Origin of the sequence: Frankia sp. R43 (genome assembly GCF_001306465.1) — a bacterium.
In the GTDB taxonomy this organism is placed as follows: Bacteria; Actinomycetota; Actinomycetes; order Frankiales; family Frankiaceae; genus Parafrankia; species Parafrankia irregularis.
Genome location: NZ_LFCW01000006.1, coordinates 610,008 through 633,587 on the forward strand (window position 1 = coordinate 610,008; position 23,580 = coordinate 633,587).

Sequence of the window (23,580 nt, forward strand, 5' to 3'; positions counted from 1 at the left end):
CTCCCGCTGACCGCCTATCGTGACGGGCGTGGGTTCGTCGGCGGCCATCGAGCGTGACCTCGCGCGGGCGGACAGCATCCTGGCCCGGCTTGCCCGTGACAGCCGGCGGGCCGGCAACATCACGCATGTCGAGCATGTGCCGTCACGTCCGGGCCGCACGGGGCCCTGGCCGGACTGGGCCGACGAGGTCCTGGTCGGCCGACTGCGCACGGCCGGGATCGACGAGCCGTGGACGCATCAGGCCCAGACCGCCCAGGCGGCGCACGAGGGGCGAGACGTCGTGCTCGCCACGGGCACCGCGTCCGGGAAATCGGTGGGCTACCTGCTGCCGGTGCTCTCACGGCTGCTGGCCGAACCGGGCGCGCGGGCGGTGTATCTCGCGCCGACCAAGGCGCTCGCCCACGACCAGCTGCGCTCCGTGCGCTCGCTGCGGCTGACCGGTGTCCGGGCCTCGACCTACGACGGCGACACGCCAGGCTCCGAACGGGAGTGGGTGCGCGCACACGCGAACTTCGTCCTGACCAATCCGGACATGCTGCATCGTGGGATCCTGCCGGCGCACCGCCGCTGGTCCTCCTTCCTGCGCGGGCTGCGTTTCGTGATCATCGACGAGTGCCACGGCTACCGTGGCGTGTTCGGCGCTCATGTCGCGCTGGTGTTGCGCCGGCTACGGCGGGTCTGCGCCCGGTACGGCGCGCGACCGGTCTTCGTCCTCGCCTCCGCGACGGTGGCCGATCCGGGAATGTCCGCATCGCGGCTGACCGGAGTGGACGTCGAGGTGGTTGACACGGACTCGTCCCCGCGCGGCCCTGTGGACTTCGCCCTCTACGAGCCGCCACTGATCAGGGGGGCCGTGCAGGCTGGCGGGGCGGGATCGGTTGGCCTCGCCGGTGGTGCTGGCCTCGCCGGTGGTGCTGGGCTGGCTGGTGGTGCTGAGCTGGCCGGCGGCGAGAACGGTGCCCCGGTCCGGCGGGCCGCGACCGCCGAGTCGGCTGATCTGCTCGCGGATCTGGTCACGGAGGGCGTGCGGACACTGGTGTTCGTCCGTTCCCGCCGAGCTGCCGAGGTCGTCGCGGCCGCAGCGCGACGTGCGCTGGAGGAGGCCGCGCCGGAACTGTCCGGGCGGGTCGCGGCGTACCGCGCCGGCTACCTCGCCGAGGAGCGTCGGGACCTGGAGAACCGGCTGAGGACAGGTGAGCTGCTCGGCGTTGCCGCGACGTCGGCGCTGGAGCTCGGCGTCGACATCAGCGGGCTCGACGCGACCGTGATCGCCGGATTTCCCGGCACGCTCGCCTCCCTGTGGCAGCAGGCCGGTCGTGCGGGCCGGGCCGGGCAGGGCGCGCTCGCGGTGCTCGTCGCCCGAGACGACCCACTCGACACCTACCTCGTTCACCATCCCGAGGCGGTCTTCGGCCGGCCGGTCGAGGCCAGTGTGTTCGACCCCGACAACCCGTACGTCCTGATGCCTCATCTGGAGTGCGCGGCCAGCGAACTGCCGCTGACCGAGGAGGACCTGGAGCTGTTCGGGCCCGGAGCCCGCGGCGCCGTCGACGACCTCGTTCGCCGGGGACGGCTGCGCCGCCGGCCCACGGGCTGGTTCTGGACGCAGCGGCACCGGCCGGATGTCGACATCAGAGGAACCGGTGGTCCTCCCGTGCGCATCGTCGAGGTCGGGACAGGTCGCCTGCTCGGCACCGTCGACGCGGGGACGTCGCATTCGACGGTGCACCAGGGAGCCGTGTACCTGCATCAGGGCGTCACCTTCCTCGTCACCGAGCTCGACCTCGACGACGCGGTCGCTTTCGTCGAGGCAGCTCAACCGGACTGGACGACGGTGGCGCGTGAGCACACCGATATCCGGGTGGTCGAGTCGACGCGGTCGGCGCGGTTCGCCGACCTCGAGATCCACCTCGGCACGGTGGAGGTCACGAATCAGGTCGTCGGATTCCAGCGCCGACGCCTGGCCACCGGTGAGATCCTCGGGCAGGAACCGCTCGACCTGCCGCCGCGCCAGCTCCGCACCAGGGCCGTCTGGTACACCGTCACCGACGAACTGCTGGCCGCTGCCAACGTGGAACCCGCGGAGGTGCCGGGCGCGGTGCATGCCGCCGAGCACGCGGCGATCGGCCTGCTTCCGCTGTTCGCGACGTGTGACCGGTGGGATATCGGTGGTGTGTCCACCGACCTGCACCCGGACACGGGCCGCACCAGCGTTTTCGTCTACGACGGCCATGCCGGGGGAGCCGGGTTCGCCGAGCGCGGGTTCCTGCGGGTGGCCGAATGGCTGAGCGCCACCCGGGATGCGGTCGCCGCCTGTGAATGCCCGGCTGGCTGCCCTTCCTGCGTGCAGTCGCCGAAGTGCGGAAACGGCAACGAACCTCTCGCCAAGGCGGCGGCCGTGCGGCTGCTGGACTCCGTGTTGGCCGCGATGGACGGAGACCGCGGTCAGGTACTGGACCCACCACGGAAATAGACACCTTCGTGGGTCGGGGGGGTAGCCGACCGTATCGGGGGTAGACCGCGCTCTGTCGGATTCTCAGAGCGGTCCTACTTCCCGTAAACGGCAGGAATGTGGAGGTTCCGGTGGTCACCGTCGGCGTAGTCCTGGTACTTCTGGCGGGCGTTCTCACTGCGGACATCGTCCTGGAGAGCTCTGGCCAGACGGAACTGATGATCATGGGGCAGGCGCTGTCCTTTGACGTCTGGGGGCTGTTCGTCCTGGGGGTCGCTACCGGGGTACTGGCGGTGGCCGGTATCCAGCTCGGGCTGCAGGGTTTTGCCCGCGACAGGCAGCGACTGAGGGCGCAGCGCGAGCAGGCCAGGGATCTCGCCGCCATGACCCGCCCCGTTCCTGGGCCGCACCCGTCGCCGTCGCAGCCCCGTGCCGCCGCGACGGCCACAGCCACCGCTTTCGCGCCTCGTAGGTCGGTTCCTGGCGGGCCGGTTCCTGGTGGCGTGGTGACGACGGCCGGTGGTTCGGCGCCGGCGCCAGCACCCGCCGCGCCGGCGCCTGCCGCGGCACCGTCGAGCCAGGCCCTGGCACCGTCGAGCCAGCACCCGTCGAGCCAGCGCTCTTCGAACCAGCGCCCGTCAGGCCAGGTGCCGATCGGCCGGCCGGCTGGGACCGCGACCGCTCCCACAACACCGCTGGTCGTGCGTGGCCATGGCGCGGGTGGGCGTGGCTCGACGGCGCGGACCGGTGACGCGAGGACCACAGGCGCGGGTCCGCGGTCCGCCCCGCCGGCCGCCGCGGCCGACGCGCCTGTGCCGGCCGGCCGCACGGTCGCTCCCGCCGAACGGCCGTCGACGCCCTCGGTACGCCATGGCAGGCCCTCGGTTGTGCCCCGAACTGATCGGGTGGTTGCGAGAGTGGCTGACCTACGGCGCCGGAACAGCGATGGAGCCCAGGACCCGACCGGGAACGGCACTCCCCACGCCCAGGACGCCCCTGTCGGGAAATCCCAGCACCCTGGGGACCCCAGCGCGCCCACGGGTGCCCGCCCGAGCTGAATTCCCACAGGCCCACCGGTACCGGCCATCGCCGCGGCGACAGCCTGATACGCGCCGGGTGCGCCTTCCCAGGGCCCGGCGCGTGCGCGCGCCCGAGCCGGGCCGAACAGCCGTAGCGGAGTCGGTAGGTCGGCCTCGACCGTGACGCTCACGCCATCGCCCTCCACCTGACAGATCGCCAGCCGCGCGGAGTTGGCCCTGGCCGACTCCGCGGCGCGCTGGCAGGCGAGAGCAGGCTGGGCGGAGTGCTCCGCGGCGGCGGCGAGCGCCGCGAGGTCGGCGGCCGTGGCAGCCCGCTGCCGACTCGCGTCGACCTGCGTGAGGCTCAGCGCCGTCGATCCGGTGGCAACGATGACCATCATGGCGCCGAGCAGCCAGACGGTGGCGGAGCCGCGTTCGCCGGTATTCGACGAACCATGCGGCCGGGTTGTTCTCATGGCCCGGTACCCGCTGGCCCGGCACCCGCAGCCGTGTCCTCGACGGCGGCGACCGCGACGGCCGAGACGGTGACTGTGGGCACGAGGCGACCAGCACCTCCCGCGCCGACAACCGCGGCGACACGGACACGTACCGTCCCCGCGCTACCGCCGATCTCGATTTCGGCGCCCGGCGGCGCTGCCCGCAGTGCCCAGGCCCGGGCAGCCGCCGCCGACTCACCACGAGCAGCGGCGCGAGCCCCGAGGCGGGCGGCTTCGGCACATCGCGTCTGTGCGGAGACCGCGCTGAGCATCCAGAGAATCATGAACATCACCGCCAGAAGACTGGGCAGACCCATCGCGAGCTCGGCGGTGACCTGGCCACGATCCCTGCCGCCGCGCGCGCGTCTCGGCCTGGTCGCAGTTCTCAAGGCGCGCTCAGAAGTCGATCTTCAGTGCGCGCTCGACCACCGAGGAGATCAGCGAGCGGGTGGCTGAGCTGGACACCACTGCGTAGAGCACGCTGGCGAACGCGACGGCGGCCAGGGTGCCGACGGCGTACTCGGCGGTGGACATCCCTGCGTCCACCGCAGTGGCTGGCGCCGCGCGGCGGCGCCGGGGCAGCGATCTCACCAGCGTCGACGCCAGATGGATGAACAGGACGAGAAGCCACATCATTGCCTCCGGGTCAGATGGGGCACGGTCTGGTCAGAGCTGGTCAGGACGGGGCTCGGCAGGCCGGATCTGGTCGGGGTCGGTACCTCGTGGTGCCGGCTGTCTCGATGATCGGGCGGTGTCGGCCGGTGAGGGACGGGCCCGCACTCCCTGTGGATGACGAGATCTCATCCACAACCCGGCACCCGATCTGCCCGCGTCGGGCGCGGTCGCGGGCCGCCGTTCAGGGCTGTGGCAGGAGGCCCGAGCCGAGATCCGGGGCGGTGCCGATGATGATGGGCACCACGCCGAGCAGCAGGAAGGCCGGCAGGAAGCACAGTCCGAGTGGGGCGACGGCCAGGACGCCGGCTCGCCGGGCGGCGCCGATGGCCGCGGCGTGGGTCTCCTGCCGTGCACGGGTGCTGATTCGGGTGAGCGTCGTGGCGAGTCTCGCCCCGGAGGATTCGGTCCTGCCGATGGCGGCCACTGCGGCGAGCACCGTCTGTGCCTCCCGCTGCCGGGCTGACCCGGCTCGCCCGGGCAGCGCGCCGATCCCCAGCGCGCGCGAGAGCCGTGCCGTACCACCGCGCCGTCGGGACCGCCGGCTGCCGGCGCGCCACCCACGGCGGGGTGCGGAGTCCGCGCTGAGCACACCGACCGCGCCCAGAAGCCGGCGGCACGCCTCGTCGGCGGGTGCTCCGTGGCGCATCGAACGCCCGGTGGCCCGCAGCTCGACACCGGCCGGGCCTCCGGTCGCGGACCCGACGACCTCCAGCGCGTGCTGCGTGGTGGCACCCGCTCTCAGGCAGGCCGATACGAGGTCGAGCGCGAGGGGAAGATCGGCAAGCATTCGGCGGCGGTACTCCCCGGAGGCCGCGGCGTCGCCTGGCCGTCCGGGTGGGATCGGCCCCGCGCAGACGGGTGGCACCCGGGCCTGGACCCCGTCCGAGATCCGCCGCAGCCAGCGCAGCCCGGCCAGGTCGAGCAACACCCCCGCGGCCAGACAGATCGTCCCGACCGGGGATGTCGTCAGGACGTCCACCGGGGACGCGCCGAGCAGGATTCCCATTGCGACGCCGAGCAGCGGCAGGCCGGCCACGAGGCGACCTGACGACCGCGGCCCGGCGAGGGCGGCGGCCAGCTCGTCGGCACGTGCCGCATCCGATCGGGCCGCATCGGCGAGCATGACCGCGACCGGTGCCAGCCGGACCCCGGTCAACCGACACACCCGGAACGCGGTGGCGAGCTGGCGCAGCGCGCCGGCATCGCATCGGGACAGCAGCCTCGGTGCGTCGTCGGCGTCGGCGTCGGCGAGCAGCTCGCGCAGACGTGGCAGGTCGAGAGAACCCGCCGCCCGCCCCGAGCGGCCGCCACCCCGACGGCTGTCACTCCGACGGCTCTGACGGCCGCCACCCAGACGGTCGGCGCCACTGTGGGCTTCGCCGCTGTGCGGGTGGGCCGGCAGGCTGGTGACCGAGGCCAGCGCGGTTCGCAGCGCGCCGTCGGGAGACGCGCCGGCGTCCAGTTCGGTCGCCACCGCGGCCAGCACGTCCTCAGCCGCCCCACGCAGCTCGGCCTCGTAGCGGTGGACGACCCAGCGACGCAGTGCCCCGTGCCCGCAGCAGAGCACGACGACCGCGATCCCGGCGGCCGGGCCACCCAGCACCGTCGCGGCGACGCTCCCGCCCGCCCAGGCCGCACCGCGCGCCAGCCGGGCCGTCATCGCGCACCCGGCCGGGGCGCCGACGGCCCTGGTTGCCGGGGATGCGGCGGTCGCATCCGAAGCACTGGTTGTGCTGGTGGTGCCGATCGTTCTGGTGGTGCTGGTTCTCCGGCGGGCGCTGCCGGCTTCGCCCCGGGCACCGCGGTTCTGGGCACGGCGGTTCTGGGTGCTGAGGTTCTGGGCATCGCGGTTCTGGGCGCCGTGGCCGGCCAGAGGCGCACCCCACGTTCCCGCAGGAGCGCGGCCAGTAGGGCGAGTCCCTCCGGATCCGGTCGGGCGACGCCTCGCGCGGGTCGTTCGCCCGCGCGCCGGGGCAGCTCCCGGGCGTCGTCGCCAACAAGCGCCGGGACGACCTGGACCAGGCCGTCATCGCCCCGGCGCAGTACCCCGATGCCGGCGACCCGACGGGCACCAGCCGCATTCCGCCGGAGATGGATGGTCACCTGCACGGCCGCCGCCAGGTGGCTGTGCAGGGCGTCGCGCGGCAGTCCCGCGAGAGCGCCCAGGGCCTCCATCCGGGCGGGCAGGCTCTCGGCAGCGTTGGCGTGCACTGTTCCAAGGCCGCCCTCGTGGCCCGTGTTCATCGCCATCAGGAGATCGAGGACTTCCGCTCCGCGGACCTCGCCCACGACGAGGCGGTCCGGCCGCATGCGCAGTGCCTGGCGGACCAGTTCTCGCTGGGTGATCTCGCCGGCGCCCTCGACGTTCGCCGCGCGAGCCTCCAGCCGGACCAGGTTGATTCGGGAGAGGACGAGCTCCGCGGTGTCCTCGACCAGCACGATCCGTTCTGCCGCGGGTGCGGCGTCCAGCAGGGCGGCGAGCAGGGTGCTCTTCCCCGTCCCGGTTCCGCCGCTGATGAGCGCGGTGAGCCGGGCGGCGAGGACGGCACGCAGGGCGGCCGCGGTGTCGGGCCCCAGGGTGCCGGCGGCGGCGAGGTCGTCCAGGGTGAACGGCACGGGGCGCGGCCTGCGCAGTGACAGGCAGGTTCCGCCCAGGGCGGGTGGGGAGAGCATGGCGTGCAGGCGGATTCCGTCTGGCAGCCGGATGTCGGCGAACGGCATCGCGGTGTCGAGCCGTCGGCCGCCGCTGGCGGCGAGCCGGACGGCGAGCGCCCGGACGGCTCCGTCGTCGGCGAAGCGCACGCCGGTGAGACGAAGCCGGCCGGCTCGTTCGATCCAGACCTTGTCCGGGCCGTTGACCAGGATGTCGGTGATCTCCGGGTCGCGCAGCAGGACCGCGAGCGGCCCCAGTCGCTGGGCATGCCCCTGGGATGGCGTCGAGCTCGCCCCGCTCGAAGCGAAGGCGGCCGCCTCGTCCAGGCCGGCCTTGGACGGGCCTGCGTCGGACGGGCCTGCGTCGGACGGACCTGCGTCGGACGGACCTGGCTCGGAAGGGCTCGTCTCGAACGGAGCCGGCGGCAGCACCGCCCCGGGTGGGGCTGCCCCGGAAAGCGGGGGCCCGGGCACCGGTGCGGCGGACGGCGCCGCGGTGACGGCCTCGGCTGAGGCCGACCAGGCGCGGGACCGGCCGGCTCTCACAGGTGCGCTCCGCCGGTGAGGCCGACTTCCGCGAGAAACCGATCGCTGAACCGGATGAGCGACGCTCCGGCAATCGAGCCTTCCGCCGCCGCTTCGGCTTCGACGGGCGGTCGCTTTGTGATCCTCACTGTGGATTCCGAGCGCGGCGCGCCCGAGGTTCTGGCCGTAGCCGGACGGTTTCCCTCGGGGCCGGGCGTCCCCCCGTGGTCATGGCCGGCCATGACCACGGGGTTCGCGGCCGGTTCGTGGTGGATCACGCCGGCCAGCGGAAGTCCCACGGTGGCGACGATGCGGGCCACCGCCGGGTGCAGGGACTCGTCCGGCTCGTTCCGCTCGGCGGGTGAGCCGCTGCCGGGCGAACTGCCGCGACCCGGGCCGGGCGGCTGCGCGCCTGGCGGTGGCAGCATGCCCGGCGGTGGGAGGCGGACGACCAGCCGTACATCCGAGCAGGTACGCGCCACGTACCTGGCGACCCGAGCCGCCGCCGCGGCTGTCGCGGGCTCGGCTGTCACGACGAGCAGCACCATCTCGCAGAGGAAGAGCCCGACGTCCGCCCCGGCATCGGCGGAGCGAGGCAGGTCGGCGACGATCAGGTCAGCTCCACCGCGAGCGGTGGCGAACATGGCGCTGATGGCCGGCGGCGACAGTACGGGGATCTCGTCGCGGTCCCAGGAGAGCACTGGCAGATCGCCGCCCCACATGGGCGGCCCGGCAAGGAAGTGTTCGAGGAAGTCCTCGTCGTCCTCGTCGTCGGCTGGCCGCGGGCGCGGTGGCTCCGCACGCGCGGCCTCCCCGATGACGGTGCCTGCCGGCGTGAGGGGACGGCGCCGGGCCCCTGGGCGTGCCCAGGGGTGGGGGCCCCGGGCCTGCGGCGGGCGTGCCTGCGCCGCGGACAGATCGCCGCCGGCAGCGTCGCGCACCGCTGAGCCGGCGCCCGCCGGATGGAACCGAGGGATGCCGGCCGAGGGCCCGTCGCCCTGGCTGGCCTCCGATCCGAGACCGGAGCCCCAGGATGTGTCCGGGCCCACCGTGAGTCCGCCGAACGGGTCGATCTCCAGCAGCGCCGAGCGGACCTGGCGCCGTAGTCCGGCGCGGGCCAGCGTCACGGCCAGGGTGGTGGAGCCGGCCCCGCCGTGCCCGCCGAGCACACCGAGGGTCAGTGACCGGCGGCTGGCGGTGTCCGCCGCACGGGAGAGGACGTTCACGAGCCAGGTCTCGGCCGCGGGAAGGAAGATCACGTGCTCGGCATTGATCAGAAGCGCCAGACTCCAGGTCCGGCGGTCGTCGACGTCGGTTCCAACGAGCACGATGTCCGAGCGTGGCGGCAGATTCGCGGCGACACAGGCCGCGGCGCGGTCGGCGCCGACCACGACCAGCGGTGCGTTCGCCCAGTACCGGCTGGCGGCCCTGGCCGTCGGCGCGACCGTCACGGTCGTGCCCGCCGCGGCCGCCAGCCGCAGCAGGTCGTCGAGAAGCTCGTGCGAATCGGTGACGACCAGCGGACGTCCGCGGGGAGTGTCGTCGGCTGGCGTGATCGGCTTCGCGGGGGTCATGGCGGGCCGTCCCTTCGGCGCGGGTGGCTGTGTGCCGCCACCATGCGCCGGCCAGGCCGGGCAATGTGGATCTTCGGTGGGGGCCGTGCCGTGCTATAAGGGCCGGCCCGCGTCTGTACCGAGGTGGGACCAGGCGGCGACGGAGATCATCGGCGTTCGAGCCGCGGCTCCGGGCCACCCGCCGAGGGTCTCGTACCGCCATCCAGTACTAGTAATTCACCGCAAAAGGGATAAAAAGGGCGTGGAGTCGACTGCCGACCCGCAAGAAAGAAGGATTTTGGTCGTCGGGACGACCAAAATCGTTCACTCTTGCGGCTCGCCAAACAGGGCTACCGGTTGCTCGGAGGTCCGGCCGTGTTCACGGGGTGTGGCCCTCCCCGCCCGCCGACCAGCGATCTTGATCGGCGTTAATCCGCGACTGCGGAAGCTCGAAACCTCGGCCCAGACGATCCGAGGATCTTCGTTGCCGTGGCGACCTCGTCCTGGCGACCACAGTCCTCAGGTCCTGCCCTGCGGCGGCTGTTCGAGGGACTGAGGTTCTCAGGCGCGGGAGAGCGCCTCGCACACCGCGAGCGATTCCCGGGCCGCGAGCCCGACCGCGCGGGCACAGTGCCGCACCCAGGAACCCACCCCGTCCGCCCCGCCCGCGACGTACGCGGCAAGCGCGGCGCTGTAGGTCTCCTCGGGATCAACGGTGCTGACACCGGTGCCGGTGCTGGTGCTGACACCGGTGTCGGTGCTGGTGCTGACACCGGTGTCGGTGCTGGTGCTGACACCGGTGTCGGTGCTGGTGCCGACACCGGTGTCGGTGCCCGCGCTGGCAGCGGACGGCGCGGACGGGGCTCCGGCTCCGCCCAGGGCCGCGGCCGCGCTGCCGTGGGCCAGCTCGAGGTGGCCGACGTCCGTCGCGACCAGGGCCTTCGGGTCGAGGCCTCGGCTGATCAGGACGAGCCGGGCGGCGGCGCGGGCGATGATGCCGTCGAGCACGCCGAACGGCCGGATCGCCAGCAGCTCCCCATGGATGATCGCGGCGACCACGATCGCGGGAGCGCGGGTCGGGGCGGTCAGCACGGCGGTGAGCCCGTCGAGCCGCACCGACATCTCCATGGCGGACACCGTTGGCTCACCCCAGGGGCCAGCCAGCTCCGCGGCGCCGACAGCGGCTCCCGGCCCCCGAACGTCGACCCGTGGCCGGCCCAGCACCTCGTCCGGGAGCAGGCCTCGACCGGCGAGAACGTGCATGCGTGCCAGGGCCTGGCGCGGTGCGCGCTCCCACGCGGATGACAGCGTGCCCAGCTCCGCGTAGAGCCGGACGGCCCCCAGCGTCACGGCCAGCGACCGGCTGTCGGTGCCGTCGGCCGGTCCGCTGACGCGCCCGTCGGCGAGCCCGACCGGAGCGGCGGCACCGGCATCGGTACCGGCATCGAGGGCGAGCTCATGGTCGCCGAGGTGGGCTCTGAGCACGTCGAGTGGGACGTCGTGCCCTTCCAGCGCGGCGGACGCCCGGGCGGCGCGCAGCGAGGCCTCGGCGGTCACCTCGGCGCTGCGGCGGCGCAGGATGCGGTGCCGCAGCAGGGCGTCCACGCCCGCGCGCGCGGCCGTGGCGGCCTCGTCGACACCGGGGATCGCCGCAACACTGGCGAGCGGGTCGCTACCGACGACTGATGCCGACGAAGGTGCTGTCACCCGGCAGACGCTACCTCGCCCGGGTGCGCCGAGGACGGCTCCCGACTTCGTCATGACCGCTGAAAGGGCGAATCGTCCCTCGGATCACACCGTCCGATCGGGCCCGTCGCCCCACGTGTTCCGCCGCCGCGGGCCACACTGCTCACAGGGGATCCGGACGGGGCGGCCACGCAGCGCCGCCGCGTGCCCCCGCAAGCGCGCCGGCACCGGACCCGATCGGCGGTGTCACGGGCCGGCTTTGAGAGGGAGGAGCCGGCGTGCCGACAAGGACCGACAGCTCACGAGCGGGGCGGGAGCCGACGCTGGGGGAGCTGGTCGCACTCGCGACCCGGGACATGTCGCTGCTGATCCGCCAGGAGATCGAGCTCGCGAAGGCCGAGCTCGCCAGGCAGGCGGTGTCCGCGGGTCTGGGTGCCGGGTTCCTGGTGGTGGCGGCCGGCCTGGGGTTCGGCGCACTGATCGCCGGGACGATCTTCCTCGGTGAGCTGTTCACCTGGGCGGGGATGGAGCGGTTCTGGGCCTACCTGCTGACGGCCGTGCTTTATCTGGCCCTGGCCGGGCTGCTGGTGGTCTTCGCGCTCACCCGCTTCAAGAAGCTTTCACCCCCCGAACGGACCATCCAGACGGTGCGCGATGACATCGCCTGGCTGCGCCGGCCAACCGGCGGGTCGGGGGCCGCCCGAACGGGCCATGGCACGGCCGAGGTGGGAAGCGCCCCGGCGGGGCCAGGCAGCGCGGTGGCGGGACCGGCCGTGACGGGACCGGCTGTGGCGGGACCGGCGGCAGCGGAGTAGCCGGGCGCGGCGATTGTCGGGCCTGGCGTCAGCCGAACAGGCTGGGCGCGGCGGCGGCGGAAGCCGGGCGGGCGCGGCGCACCGACCACCCGTCGGCAGAAGCAGCGGGTCTGCCATCCTTGGAGATGATGGAGGATGCCATCTCTGAGCCGGCGGCCGTGCTCGTTGACGGGCCGTGGCGCCACCGGGACGTCTCGACCAACGGAACCCGGCTGCATGTGGCCGAGGCGGGCGAGGGTCCACTGGTCCTCCTTCTCCACGGTTTCCCGCAGTTCTGGTGGACGTGGCGTAGTCAGCTGCGGGATCTGCCCGGCGCCGGCTACCGGGTGGTCGCCGCCGATCTTCGCGGGTACGGAGCGAGTGACAAACCGCCGCGGGGCTATGACGCGTTCACGCTGGCCGATGATGTCGCCGGGCTGGTGCGGGCACTCGGTGAGCGAAATGCGGTGATCGTCGGCCACGACTGGGGCGGCCTGCTCGGCTGGGTGACGGCGGTTCGTCGGCCACGGGTGGTACGGGGGCTGGCGGTGATCGGCATGCCGCATCCGCTGCGGGTCCGGCGCCGGATCGTCGCCGACGTGCGGGGCCAGGGGCTGGCCAGCCGGTACCTGGCCGCCTTCCAGCTGCCGTGGGTGCCGGAACGCCGCCTGGTCGCGGAGGGAGCGGCCTACGTCGCCGAGCTCCTACGTGGCTGGGGAGGTCCGGGCTACCCGACGCCGGAGGCCGAGGCACGCTATCGCGGCGCCATGCGGATCCCCGGCGTGGCCCACAGTTCGCTGGAGTACCACCGGTGGGTGGTGCGGTCCCAGCTGCGACCGGACGGAGCGCGCTTCGTCGAGCTGCTGCGGACGCCGGTGCGAGTGCCCACCCTGCAGCTGCACGGCAGCCTCGACCGGTGCTTCCTGCCGTCGACCGCGGCCGGGTCGGAACGGCACGTGGCCGCGCCGTACACGTGGCGCCTGTATGACGGCCTCGGGCACTTCCCGCACGAGGAGGACCCGGACACCATCACCCGTGACCTGGTCGCCTGGCTCGCGGAGACCCACAGCGGAAACGGCGGGACCGGTGGGATCAGTCGCAGCCCTGAGTGCTGACCGGGGCGGTGGCCTGGGCGCCGCGCTGGGCCGGGACGCTCACCTCCTGCGCGGTGAGCACGTAACCGGTGTCGTCGTCGTCCGTCGCGGCGGCGAAGACCACGCCGAGGACAGCGCCGTTGTCGGAGAGCAGCGGCCCGCCGGAGTTGCCCGGCAGCACCTGGCCGCGGATCGCGAAGATCTCGCGTCGGACCGTGCCACGTGAGTAGATGTCCGGCGCGCTGGCCGTCTGCTCGTTGCGGATGCGCGCGGGCTCGGTGGTGTACGGACCGTCCTGGGGATAACCGGCGACGACCACCGGGTCGCCGGCCTCACCTGGTGGCGAGGTCTGGAACCGCAGGGGCGCACGACGCAGGTTCGGCACGTACAGCACGGCGACGTCCCGATCGGGGTCGAACTCCACCACCTCGGCCGGCAGCGCCTGGGCGCCGACCTCGACGACGACCTCGCTCACACCCGCCACGACGTGTGCGTTCGTCATGACGTGCTGGGGCGTGAAGACGAATCCGGTGCCTTCGACCTGCTTCCCGCAGGACGGCGCCTGGCCGCGGACCTTCAGGATGCTCGACGCCGCGTTCTGGACCTCGGTGGCGTTCACGACCGCCGCGTCCGGCGGGTCGGTCGCGACGATGCGTTCTCCGTTCAGACCGGCGAAGACCTCGGGGAAGCCCTGGTCGTCCATGAGCTGGCGCAGGTCGGAGAAGGTGTGGCGGACGTCGTCGGGCATCTGGTCGTCGACGGCGCCGAGGATCTCCGAGCCGCGCGCAGCCCGGGCGAGGGTCTGGAACGGCGAGCGGTCCACCGTGGTCGCGAGCAGCCAGCCGACGAGCAGGACGGACACGCCGGACAGGGCGGCACCGGCGACGGCGTCGACCCGCTGACCGGCCCGCCAGGTCAGCCGGCCGCGCACGACCGTCCCGAGCGCCGTCCCGATGATCTGCCCGGTGAGGGCCAGCCCCACCACCACGATGAGACCGACCAGCGCGCCGTCGTCCGCACGGCCGATGAGCTCGGCGAACGGGCTGGCGATCTTGGCGCCGAGAAAACCGCCGCCGAGGAAGCCGATGAACGACAGCGCGCCGACCGCGAATCCCTGGCGATATCCGGAGATCGCGAACATCACGGTCAGCGCGATCAGAACGAGGTCGAGAAGGTTCACCAGGGGCCCGCGTCGAGGTTCAGAAGATCACCATCGCGTTCGGAGGATCGCAGTTCAGAGGATCACAAGAGTGGCCGTCATTCCCTTATGCAGGGTACAGACCACCGGATATCGACCGGACTTGGACGCGGTGAAGGTGATCGACTGGGATTGGCCGGCCGCGACGATCCTGGTGGTCGCGCCGGGGAGCGTGTCGATGACGAAGTTGTGCGGAGCCGAACCCTTCGGCACCGAGAAGTTGACCCGGATCGTTCCCGGATGGGCGATGAGCTCACCGGCGGAGAAGGTCTGGTTCACCTGGCCGACGACATCGAAGACCTGAACGCCGTCGCTGACCGTGGCCGTCAGGGTCGCGGTGGCGGACGGCCCGCCGTGCGCCATGTCGTCGCCTCCACCGCCGCCGCAGCCGGTCAGGGCAGTGAACAGCGTCACGGCCGCAACCAGTGCGACCAGCCCGTTCCGGGCGGATCTTGAGGTCATCCTCCGACCGTACCGCCCGCTTCGTCAGGGGAGATGCGGGGCTCTACCACCGCTCGGGGGAGTGCCATCGCCTTCGAGATCGCCGCGGTGATCTCCGGTACGTCGATGGGGGTCGCGGTGTCCCAGGGGCGTTCCCACCCGCCGGCCCGCAGCAGTGCGTCGAGAATGCCGGCGGTGAATCCCCAGACCGTCATGCCGCGGACCCGGAACGCCGGACTGCCGAAACCGGCCGGATGGCGCAGCAGGATCCGGTTGCCCGGGTCGGCGAGCTCGGCCACGGGGACGCGGGCGACGGAAGAGGTCTCCCCCGGGTCCACGGCGACCACCGCGCTCGGGGTGTGCCACCAGGCCAGCACGGGCGTCACATGGAAGTGGCTCGCGGCCAGGTAGAGCGGGCTGACCGTGGCGAGGATCTCGACACCGGACGGGTCGAGCCCGACCTCCTCCTCCGCCTCGCGCAGCGCCGTCGCGGCCCGCGACGCATCCGTCTCGTCGGCGCTGCCGCCGGGGAAGGCGGGCTGCCCGGCATGGTTGCGCAGGTCGGCGGCCCGCTTCAGCAGCAGGACGTCCGGCCCGTCCGGGCCCTCTCCGAACAGGATCAGGACGGCGGCCTGCCGCCCGCCCGGCCGGTTCGCACCAGGCTGGCGCACCTGCACCGGGATGCCCTCGCCGACCGCGCCGACCAGCCCCGCCAGCCACCCGGGGACCGGCGTGCCACCGCCGGCGGACACGTCCGCCGGCGCGCGGCGCGGCGCGGGGCCCGGCGTGAGGCCGGTCTGATCCGGGGTGCTCACCGGGCGGCCTCCGCGTCGCCGCGCACCAGCCGCGCGGCCTGCAGGGGCTCGGTCGGGCCGGTGCCGAAGGACGGGCACATCCGGGCGATCGCGCAGGCCCCGCACGCGGGCCGCCGGGCATGGCAGATCCGCCGGCCGTGAAAGATCATCCGATCCGAGGCGATCGTCCAGTCCCGCCGCTCGATCAGTGCCGCGAGGTCGGACTCGACCCGGACCGGGTCCGTCTCGGAGGTGAGCGCGAAACGCCGGGACAGCCGGCCGACGTGGGTGTCGACCGTGATCCCGGGGACGCCGAAAGCGTGCCCGAGGACGACGTTCGCGGTCTTGCGGCCCACGCCTGGCAGCGTCACCAGATCCTCCAGCCGGCCCGGCACCTCGCCGGCGAACCGCTCGGTGAGAGCGGCGCCGATGCCGATCAGCGAGTTGGCCTTCGCCCGGAAGAAGCCGGTGGGGCGCAGCAGGCCCTCAAGCTCGTCGCGGTCCGCCGCGGCGTAGGCGGCGGCGCCGCGGTAACGGGCGAAGACGGTGGGAGTGACCTCGTTGACCTTCTTGTCCGTGCACTGGGCCGACAGAACCGTCGCCACCAGCAGCTCCAGCGGACTGCCGAAGTGCAGCGCGATGCGCGCGTCCGGGTGGAGCTCACCGAGGGCGCGCACGATGCGTCGCGCTCGTCGGGTGCGGGCCAGGGCCGTCTCTGCAGTCGCGTCGACGGTGATACCCATGCCTCGCAGAGTATCTGCCGGGCCGCCCGCGCCGGTCGGTGTCTGATCGTGGCCCATGCGGGCGCGTCGACCCCCCGCACGCGTGGCGGGCGGCGTCATCGGGGACCATGGGATGGCCATGATTGCATTTGCCGCGGTTACGGTCCCCCTGTTGCTGCTCGGGCTGCTGCTCGCGATGGAGCGGGTCGAGCGTCCCCTCAACGCCGCCGACGTCGGCAAGGGCATCGAGGGCTTCTTCGACAGCGCCCGCCCGGACGAGGTCGAGACCTTCGTCCAGCAGGGCATGCCCGCGGCTCTGGAGCGTTACCGGCGCCGGCTGCGCCGCACGCCGCCTGGCAAGCACCGGGCCGCCTGAACCCGCCACCCCGGCGAACCCGCCACTCTGCCGAGCCCTCGGCCTGCCCGGCCCCTCGGTCCGCCCGAACCCTCGGTCCGCCCGAACCCACCGTTGGTGGGGCTGGTGTCGGTTGCCGGCGGAGTCAAGGGGGTTCAGGCCGCTCTCGGACCTGTCGATCATGGATGTCCAGCAGTTGTTCCGGACTATGCCGATGTGACCTGTGCCGCGTCTGGCCTGATCGCGCCGCCTGGCGCGGGTGCGGGGTCCCGAAATCGACCGTGCTAGGCGGATTGTGACTCTCGCCACTTTGGTGGTGCGTCCACGGTCACTTTGCGTATCAGAAACGGAGTATTCGGGTACATCTGCGTGACCTGACCAGGCCGATGGGGGTCCCTGGCCGTGCCCAACGCCCCGCACCCTGGCATGCTCAGCTCGTGGACGATCTGCTAGCCCGCGTTCCGCTGTTCGCCGGGTTGTCCGAGCCCGACCGCCAGGCGCTTTCCGATCACCTGGACCGGCAGGACGTGACCCGTGGCGATGTGCTGTTTCGCGAAGGGGATGTCGGTGACCGCGTTTTCGTGGTTCTTTCCGGCAAGGTCAAGATAGGACGCCAGTCCGCCGACGGGCGGGAGAACCTGCTGTACGTGATGGGGCCGGGAGACCTCTTCGGTGAGCTCTCCCTGTTCGATCCCGGACCGCGCACCGCTACAGCGACCGCCGTGACCGACGCGTCGCTCGTCGCGCTGGATCACACCGCGCTGCGGCCGTGGCTGCGCTCCCGGCCCGAAGCCGGGGCGCTGCTGCTGCGTGTGCTGGCCCGTCGCCTGCGGCGGACCAACGACACGATGGCGGACATGGTCTTCACCGATGTGCCAGGTCGCGTCGCGAAGGCGCTGCTCGATCTGGCCGATCGTTTCGGTGAGCCGGCCCAGCCTGGCAACGAGGCCGCTGGGGTCCGCGTCGAACACGGCCTCACGCAGGAGGAACTGGCACAGCTGGTCGGTGCCTCGCGGGAGACGGTGAACAAAGCTCTGGCCGATTTCGCCACTCGTGGGTGGCTTCGGCTGGACTCACGCGCCGTCGTGCTGCTCGACCGTGAGCGGCTCGCCCGCCGAGCCCGCTGAACTCACCGCCGGTAGTGGAGCCGGCATGTTCGTCGCTCGCCCGTCTCCCGGATCCGCCGAGGTCGTCGGATCCGGGAGCGGCGCACTCCCAGCCGTGACGGCGACGACGTCGGACTCGTCGTCGCCGGGCTTGTCGTCGCCAGGTCCGCCATCGCCAGGTCCGCGATCAGGTCCGTCATCGCTGTGCCCGGTTTCGCCGGGTCCGACGCCGCCCGATTCGACGTCGCCGGATGCCGGTGGTGGCAGCGTGGCGAGCAGCCGCCGGGTCTGCGGGGCCTCACTGACCGCGCCGGTGGCGGTCGCCGCGGCGAGCGCCTGCTGGTAGGCCTCACGGCTGCCCTCGACGTCGCCATGCGCGGCGAGCACGGTGCCGAGCGCCCGATAGGCCAGCACCTGCGCGCGGACGTCCTCCGCGTCCACGCTGACCGCGCGCCGGGCCACCCGCAGGGCCTCGTCCGGCTCGCCCGCGTCCAGCAGTGTGCCCGCGAGGTGGGCGTAGGCCTGCCGGCGCGGGAACATCAGGGTCGCCGGCTCGCTGACGGCGAGCGCGTCACGCAGCCCGGTGATCGCCTCGTCCAGCCGCCCGCGTGCGCGGGCGATCTGGGCCACCAGCACCTTCGCTCCGAGGTGGGCGTGCGGGCGCAGCTCCAGCCGGTCCAGGTCGGCCAGCGCGCTCTTGGCGGCCTCCTCCGCCGCGTCCACCTCGCCGGCGTCCAGCCTCGTCAGACCCAGCAGGACCTGGGCGAACGCGCCGATGAGCACATGGCCGGTGGCGGCTGCGTCCGCGCAGACCTCGGTCAGCAGCTCCGCCCCGCGCTGCGGCTCGCCGGCACCGCGGGCGGCCAGGCCGCGGGCGATGAGGGTGAGCGTGTGCCCCCACGTGTCGCCCGTCTCGGCGAACAGCTCCGCGGCGCGGGCCGCCTCGCTCTCCGCCGTCTCGATGTCGCCGAGCTCGGCCGCGGCGACCGCGTCGATCGTCAGGCAGATGGCCTGGCCCCAGCGCTCCCGCATCGACTCCGCGAGGTTGATGAGGACCCGGGAGACCTTGCGGGTGCGCGTGAGCTGGCCGGACAGCAGCAGGACGAGCGCTTCGGTGCCCGAGCACCAGCCGAGGCCCCCGGCGTCCTCCAGCCGCTCGAAGAGCGCGGAGGCCTCGCGAAGGGTGCGTTCGGCCCGGCTGTAGTCCCCTCGGGTGGTGGCGCTCCAGGCGAGGTGCTGCAGGGCCCAGCCGACTCCGCGCGGATCGTCGACCCGGCGGGCGAGGGTCAGCGCCTCGCGATAGCGGTCCTCGGCGGCCAGGATGCGGCCGGCGGAGTACTCCAGCAGCCCCAGCCGGCGCAGCGACGCGGCCACGGCCCGGTCGTCGCCGGCCCGGTGCGCCGCGTCCAGCGCCGTGATGAGGGACTGCCGTGCCTCCTCGCCGCGCCCCTGCTTCTGCCGCAGCTCACCGAGCACGGCGTAGGCCGACGCCCGCAGGCTGGGGGTGTTGAGACGCAGTGCCGGACGCAGCGCGCGCTCCGCCTCGTCAAGGCGACGCAGCCAGACGAGCGCCTCGGCGTGCAGGATCCGCACCTTGATGTCTTCATCGCCGTCGATGACGCCGCGCCCGAGGCGGCGCGCGTTGGCGAGCAGATCGGCGGCGGCACGGTGGTCGTCGCGGGCGAGCGCCGAACGCGCGAGCCGGACATGGGCGTGGAAGCCGGCCTCGCGTGCCGACCACGCCGGGTCGTCCGCCGGCAGCGCCATCGACGCGGCGAGGTCGTAGGCCCGCAGCGCGTGCGCGGCGACGAAGGTCGACACCTCGCGGGAGGGGCCGATCATCGATGTGACACCCCACCGGGCGGCGGTGGCATGGCGGCGGGCACGTTCGACCTTCGGCAGCCCCGAGTACGCCGCGTCCCTGGCCATCGGATGGACGAATCGCCACAGCGTCTCGCCCTGGCGCGGCGGCCGGACGAGCTGGCGTTCGGTGAGGACCGACAGCGCCCGTTCCATCTCGGCCGCGGGCCGTTCACCGACCGCCGGCAGTGCCTCGGCGGGGAAACGGGGGCCGAGCACGGCCGCCGCCCGCAGCGCGGCCTTGGCGGAGGGGTCGAGGTCGTCGATCCGCGCGGCGAGCACCGACTGGACTCCGGCCGGCAGCACGGTTTCGACCAGCGAGCCCTCGAGCACCCACCGCAGACCGTCCCCGTCCGGGTCGGGCACCTGGTGCAGCAGACCGCGGTCGACCAGCAGGTTGAGCAGCTCGGTGAGGAAGAACGGGTTGCCGTGCACCCGGGCCAGCAGACCGGCCTGGTTCGCCCGGGACAGGCCCGGCTCGCCCAGGTATTCCTTGAGCAGCGTGCGGGCGGCGTCCTCCGGCAGTGGGCTCAGCGCGAGCCGGTGGGCGGTCGCCAGGTCGGCGAACCGGGGATTCTCCCGGTCGAGCAGCAGGAGCATGACTGGGCCGGTGAGCGCGCTGGTGAGCCGGCGCAGCGCGGTCGTCAGCCGGCTGGTCGCCCATTCCAGGTCATCGATGATCACCACGACCGGCCCCTGGACCGCCACCGCGCTCAGGAGCAGGCCAACCGTCTCCACCGCGTCGTCGACGGACCGCTGCAGCACCTCGCCCTGCGACGCCCGCCCGGCCGGATCGCCTGGCGGCGTCACCCCGCCGGTGCCGGGCCGGCGGTCCGGTGGCACACCGAGCATGCCGAGCAGCCGGTCACCGATGCCGGACGGAAGCTTCGTCCCGAAGATCGGATGGGTGAGGCTGGCGACCTTGCGGCGGACCCGGTCGGCCACCCGGTCCAGGCTGTCGCCGTCGGTGATGCCGCAGAGGCCGCGGATGAGATCGATCAGCGGAGCGAGGTCACGGACATCGCCGTGACGGACGGTGCGGCCCCACAGCACCGCCGCGCCGTGGCTCGTGGCGGCGCCGTCGGCGAGCTCGCGAGCGAGCCGGGTCTTGCCGATCCCGGCCTCACCCGTGATCACGACGATATCCGGGCGGCCGCTGTCGACCACTCCGGTGAAGTACCCGCGCAGCTCCGCGAGCTCCCGCTCGCGCCCGATGAAGGTCGCGTCGTCGGCGAGCCCCGGCCGGGCGATGTTGGACGGACGCAGGCTGACGAGCTCGTAGGCGGGCACCGGCTCGCGCTTGCCCTTGAGGACCAGCGGCGGCAGGTCGCGCCAGGTCGCCACCAGCCGGGTGGCGGCGACCGTGTCCCGACCCGCGTAGACGGTACCCACGGCCGCGGCGCCGGAAAGCCGCGCGGCGGTGTTCACCGTGTCCCCGATGACCGTGTACGACAGGGCGGCCTGGACACCGGCGAGCACCTCGCCGGTGTTGATGCCGACCCGCAGCGCGAGCGAGCCGCTGTCGCCGCTCTCGTCCATGATCAGGCGACGGACGGTCTCCTGCATCGCGGCGGCTGCCCGCACCGCGCGCTCGGGATCGTCCTCGTGCGCGGTCGGGGCCCCGAAGACGGCCATGATCCCGTCTCCGCTGAGGTTGTCGACCCGCCCGCCGACCTCGTCCACGTCTCGGGCGAGTGCGGCAAGCACACGGTCGGTCACCTCGCCGACCCGTTCGGGATCGCGGTCCTCGGCCCAGGCGGTGAAGTCGGAGAGGTCACCGAACAGCACCGTGACCACCCGCCGCTCCGCCGACTCGGCGCGCGGCGTGTCCGCCGGAGTGAACTGCAGGCCGCAGTTGAAGCAGAACCGCCCGCCGGGAACTGTCGGTGTGCCGCATCTGGGGCAGACCAGGGGGCCGGGCATGGGGGAGCTGATCACCATTCTGGGCCGGTTCCTCTCCGCCGGGTGAAGGCCGGGCCGCTGGAGCCGCTGGAGCCGCACGGGCCGCTGGAGCGGGAAGCAGGGCAGCGACGGTAGCCGGAACGTGTGCGAAGAGTGACGGGTCGCGAGTACGCGGATCCGTCGGCGTTACCAGTGGGCCAGATGGTTACAAAGCGCACGAGCGGTCTCCTCCGCCGGAAAGTTTAGTGGCCTTCGTCTCCCTTTCTGGATCAAGCTGTGTCGGATGGCTGACCTGGGCGGTTTTGCCAGAGTCGGGACAGTGCCGCCGCCGACCCCCATTGTGGCGCAGGTCACTCCGTTGCCCCCGATCCGGGGGTTCCCGGAATCCGTTCACGGGTCGCCGACGGCACCGAGCACCCGGCCAGGCTGCCGCGGCGAGGCACGCGGACCGTTGCGGCCGTGGTGGACGTCACGCCCGGCCGGGCGGCCGGATGAACGGGCGGCCGGATGAACGGGTGACCTGGTGGTGCGCCTACCGCGAGCGCAGGTACTCGAGCTGCGCGCGGACGGACAGCTCGGCCGCGGGCCAGAGCGCCCGGTCGACGTCGGCGTAGACGAGACGCACGACGTCCGACGGCGTGACCTCGCCGGCCGGCCGGCCCAGCTCGGACAGCGCCGCGCTGACCTGGTCGAGGCGGGCGGCCCGGTGATCGAGGTAGGCCTGCGCGGCCCGGCCGGCGGCCGGCAGCTCCGGACCATGGCCAGGCAGCACCGTCATGTCACCGAGCTCGCGCAGCGACCGCAGGCTTTCGAGGTAGTCGCCGAGGCGGCCGTCGGGATGTGCCACCACCGTGCTGCCACGCCCGAGGATGGTGTCCCCGGTGAGCACCGCGGGGTGCTGGTCGTCCCCGGTGAGGACGAACGACAGCGAGTCGGCCGTGTGCCCGGGTGTTGCCAGCACCCGCAGCTCCACCCCGGCAGCGGCGACGACGTCCCCGGCACCCAGACCTTCCGAGCCGAGGCGGTGCGCCGGGTCGAGGGCCCGGACCCACGCGCCGGTCAGGGCGTGCAGCGCCGCCGCTCCCGCACTGTGGTCGTGGTGGCCGTGCGTCAGCAGGATGGCGTGCACCGGGCCGGCGGCGGCGACCCGCGCGAGGTGCTCGTCGTGGTCGGGGCCCGGGTCGACCACGACGCAGCCCGGTTCGCCGGGAGCGCGCAGGATCCAGGTGTTCGTGCCCTCCAGCGTCATCGGCCCCGGGTTCGGCGCGAGCTGGACGGATGCCAGCCGGGTGACCTCGCGGGGAGCGCTCATCGCTCGACGGCTTCGCGGTCGAGGTGAGGGAACAGCAGGCGCCAGAGCCCGTCGGCGACGGAGATCCGCGGCATGACCGGGGCGAGGTCCCGGGCCGCCGCGGCCGCGAGAACGCCCGCGACGTCGTCGAACTCGGCGAGCTCGGCCAGGGTGAAGACGGTCGGCGGCAGCATCGCCAGGGCACCTTCGTAGAACTGGTCGAGTGCCTGCGCGGGGCGGATCCAGAGCGCTCCGTCCGCCTCGGAGGAGGCGACGCCGGGCTGCTGCCCGGGCGGCAGCGCCGCGACGAAGAAACGGGTGTCGTAGCGGCGCGGCTCGAGCTCCGGGGCGACCCAGCGGGTCCAGGCGCCCAGCAGATCCGCGCGCAGTGCCAGCGATCGGCGGGTGAGCAGGTCGGCGAGGGTGAGCCGGCGGTCCTCCATCGCCTGCCGATCGGCGGCGAACGTCGTCCCGGTCTCGATCTCGGTCCCGACCCCGGCCGGTGAGGCGGGGGCCGCCTCGTCGGGCGCCGGCCCGTCGGACGCCGCCTGCGGTGGGGCGGCGAGCAGCACCCCGCACTCCTCGAAGGTCTCTCGGACCGCGGCGCACACCACCGCCCGGGCACGGGCGGGATCCCGGTCGAGGCCCGGCATGACCACATCGACCGGTGGCCCGGCCCAGGCGAGCATCTCGTCGCTGTCGGCGGGGTCGACGCGACCGCCGGGGAACGCGTACATCCCGCCGGCGAACGACATCGCGACGGTACGGCGGATCATGTAGGCCTCGACTCCGCCGCCGGCCGGCGCGTCACGCAGCAGGATGACCGTCGCGGCGTCCCGCGGGACCGTGGGTGCGGCGGCGAGCCGCGCCAACGAGGCGGCCTCCTCGGAGCTCACCCGGCGAGGGACGCCGAACCGGGCGATCAGGGCCGACCGGTGATCAACCATTCCCTGATGGTAGACAC

General features: G+C 73.2%; 18 protein-coding genes and 1 pseudogene. 5 read left to right on the plus strand and 14 right to left on the minus strand.

From position 1 onward, the window contains the following. Positions 1-28 precede the first annotated feature (28 nt). Positions 29-2,473: a DEAD/DEAH box helicase gene (locus ACG83_RS26960; RefSeq protein ID WP_054569019.1), complete on the plus strand. Its 2,445-nt coding sequence runs from the start codon at positions 29-31 to the stop codon at positions 2,471-2,473. Between the two features lie 1,120 nt (positions 2,474-3,593). On the opposite strand, the pseudogene ACG83_RS48075 reads toward ACG83_RS26960, so the two are convergent. The 7 genes and pseudogenes from ACG83_RS48075 to ACG83_RS26995 form a co-directional block, all read right to left on the minus strand. After that, positions 3,594-3,947 (minus strand): annotated as a pseudogene (locus ACG83_RS48075) (Rv3654c family TadE-like protein); the annotation flags it as partial. Next, on the minus strand, positions 3,944-4,357 hold the full coding sequence (locus ACG83_RS26970; RefSeq protein ID WP_076828807.1) for a TadE family type IV pilus minor pilin: 414 nt from the start codon (positions 4,355-4,357) through the stop codon (positions 3,944-3,946). The gene ACG83_RS26970 and the pseudogene ACG83_RS48075, both read right to left, overlap by 4 nt. A 7-nt stretch (positions 4,358-4,364) precedes the next feature. After that, positions 4,365-4,601 (minus strand): DUF4244 domain-containing protein, encoded by a 237-nt coding sequence (locus ACG83_RS26975; protein WP_054569022.1) that lies wholly within the window; start codon positions 4,599-4,601, stop codon positions 4,365-4,367. A gap of 223 nt (positions 4,602-4,824) precedes the next feature. Next, a complete protein-coding gene (locus ACG83_RS26980; protein WP_054569023.1) occupies positions 4,825-6,303 on the minus strand; it encodes a hypothetical protein in 1,479 nt (492 codons plus the stop codon). Continuing rightward, complete coding sequence (locus ACG83_RS26985) at positions 6,300-7,841, minus strand: TadA family conjugal transfer-associated ATPase (RefSeq protein WP_369812915.1); 1,542 nt, start codon at positions 7,839-7,841, stop codon at positions 6,300-6,302. The genes ACG83_RS26980 and ACG83_RS26985 overlap by 4 nt, the downstream gene beginning before the upstream one ends. Further along, on the minus strand, positions 7,838-9,394 hold the full coding sequence (gene ssd, locus ACG83_RS26990) for a septum site-determining protein Ssd (RefSeq protein ID WP_054569024.1): 1,557 nt from the start codon (positions 9,392-9,394) through the stop codon (positions 7,838-7,840). Before ssd ends, ACG83_RS26985 begins: the two co-directional genes overlap by 4 nt. Positions 9,395-9,934: 540 nt before the next feature. Next, a complete protein-coding gene (locus ACG83_RS26995; RefSeq protein WP_054569025.1) occupies positions 9,935-11,080 on the minus strand; it encodes a hypothetical protein in 1,146 nt (381 codons plus the stop codon). A 257-nt stretch (positions 11,081-11,337) separates the two neighbouring features. On the opposite strand from ACG83_RS26995, the gene ACG83_RS27000 reads away from it, so the two are divergent. After that, positions 11,338-11,874 carry a phage holin family protein gene (locus ACG83_RS27000; protein WP_054569026.1) on the plus strand — a complete coding sequence of 179 codons (537 nt, stop codon included), beginning with the start codon at positions 11,338-11,340 and terminating at the stop codon, positions 11,872-11,874. A 128-nt stretch (positions 11,875-12,002) separates the two neighbouring features. After that, positions 12,003-12,968, plus strand: coding sequence for an alpha/beta fold hydrolase (locus ACG83_RS27005; RefSeq protein ID WP_054569177.1), 966 nt, complete (start codon positions 12,003-12,005; stop codon positions 12,966-12,968). Here the strand turns inward: ACG83_RS27005 and ACG83_RS27010 are convergent. The 4 genes from ACG83_RS27010 to nth are packed head-to-tail and all read right to left on the minus strand — an operon-like array spanning position 12,946 to position 16,123. Next, positions 12,946-14,127, minus strand: coding sequence for a MarP family serine protease (locus tag ACG83_RS27010; RefSeq protein ID WP_054569027.1), 1,182 nt, complete (start codon positions 14,125-14,127; stop codon positions 12,946-12,948). The two genes, ACG83_RS27005 and ACG83_RS27010, sit on opposite strands and share 23 nt — an antisense overlap. Before the next feature lie 54 nt (positions 14,128-14,181). Further along, a complete protein-coding gene (locus ACG83_RS27015) occupies positions 14,182-14,607 on the minus strand; it encodes a cupredoxin domain-containing protein (RefSeq protein ID WP_054569028.1) in 426 nt (141 codons plus the stop codon). Next, positions 14,604-15,401, minus strand: coding sequence for a CoA pyrophosphatase (locus tag ACG83_RS27020; protein WP_054569029.1), 798 nt, complete (start codon positions 15,399-15,401; stop codon positions 14,604-14,606). The genes ACG83_RS27015 and ACG83_RS27020 overlap by 4 nt, the downstream gene beginning before the upstream one ends. Then, a complete protein-coding gene (gene nth / locus ACG83_RS27025) occupies positions 15,398-16,123 on the minus strand; it encodes an endonuclease III (RefSeq protein ID WP_054569030.1) in 726 nt (241 codons plus the stop codon). The genes ACG83_RS27020 and nth overlap by 4 nt, the downstream gene beginning before the upstream one ends. A 118-nt stretch (positions 16,124-16,241) precedes the next feature. On the opposite strand from nth, the gene ACG83_RS27030 reads away from it, so the two are divergent. Together ACG83_RS27030 and ACG83_RS27035 are read left to right on the plus strand one after the other, a co-directional pair. Beyond that, positions 16,242-16,478, plus strand: coding sequence for a hypothetical protein (locus ACG83_RS27030; RefSeq protein WP_035951342.1), 237 nt, complete (start codon positions 16,242-16,244; stop codon positions 16,476-16,478). 416 nt (positions 16,479-16,894) lie between these two features. Next, positions 16,895-17,584, plus strand: coding sequence for a Crp/Fnr family transcriptional regulator (locus tag ACG83_RS27035; protein ID WP_018637435.1), 690 nt, complete (start codon positions 16,895-16,897; stop codon positions 17,582-17,584). Here ACG83_RS27035 and ACG83_RS27040 read toward each other — a convergent pair. The 3 genes from ACG83_RS27040 to ACG83_RS27050 form a co-directional block, all read right to left on the minus strand. Beyond that, on the minus strand, positions 17,531-21,364 hold the full coding sequence (locus ACG83_RS27040; RefSeq protein WP_054569031.1) for an AAA family ATPase: 3,834 nt from the start codon (positions 21,362-21,364) through the stop codon (positions 17,531-17,533). The genes ACG83_RS27035 and ACG83_RS27040 overlap by 54 nt on opposite strands. 493 nt (positions 21,365-21,857) lie before the next feature. Next, the gene (locus ACG83_RS27045; RefSeq protein ID WP_054569032.1) at positions 21,858-22,637 is read right to left on the minus strand and encodes an MBL fold metallo-hydrolase; all 780 of its coding nucleotides are present in this window, start codon (positions 22,635-22,637) and stop codon (positions 21,858-21,860) included. Next, entirely contained in the window at positions 22,634-23,563 is a 930-nt protein-coding gene (locus tag ACG83_RS27050; protein WP_054569033.1) for an NUDIX hydrolase, read from the minus strand. The genes ACG83_RS27045 and ACG83_RS27050 overlap by 4 nt, the downstream gene beginning before the upstream one ends. Positions 23,564-23,580: the final 17 nt, after the last annotated feature.

Excerpts from the sequence above, each read along its gene's own strand:
- ACG83_RS26975 (WP_054569022.1), bottom strand. The coding sequence starts at position 4,601 with ATGTGGCTTCTCGTCCTGTTCATCCATCTGGCGTCGACGCTGGTGAGA.
- ACG83_RS26980 (WP_054569023.1), bottom strand. The coding sequence starts at position 6,303 with ATGACGGCCCGGCTGGCGCGCGGTGCGGCCTGGGCGGGCGGGAGCGTC.
- ssd (WP_054569024.1), bottom strand. The coding sequence starts at position 9,394 with ATGACCCCCGCGAAGCCGATCACGCCAGCCGACGACACTCCCCGCGGA.
- ACG83_RS27005 (WP_054569177.1), top strand. The coding sequence starts at position 12,003 with ATGGAGGATGCCATCTCTGAGCCGGCGGCCGTGCTCGTTGACGGGCCG.
- ACG83_RS27015 (WP_054569028.1), bottom strand. The coding sequence starts at position 14,607 with ATGACCTCAAGATCCGCCCGGAACGGGCTGGTCGCACTGGTTGCGGCC.
- nth (WP_054569030.1), bottom strand. The coding sequence starts at position 16,123 with ATGGGTATCACCGTCGACGCGACTGCAGAGACGGCCCTGGCCCGCACC.
- ACG83_RS27030 (WP_035951342.1), top strand. The coding sequence starts at position 16,242 with ATGATTGCATTTGCCGCGGTTACGGTCCCCCTGTTGCTGCTCGGGCTG.
- ACG83_RS27040 (WP_054569031.1), bottom strand. The coding sequence starts at position 21,364 with ATGGTGATCAGCTCCCCCATGCCCGGCCCCCTGGTCTGCCCCAGATGC.
- ACG83_RS27045 (WP_054569032.1), bottom strand. The coding sequence starts at position 22,637 with ATGAGCGCTCCCCGCGAGGTCACCCGGCTGGCATCCGTCCAGCTCGCG.
- ACG83_RS27050 (WP_054569033.1), bottom strand. The coding sequence starts at position 23,563 with ATGGTTGATCACCGGTCGGCCCTGATCGCCCGGTTCGGCGTCCCTCGC.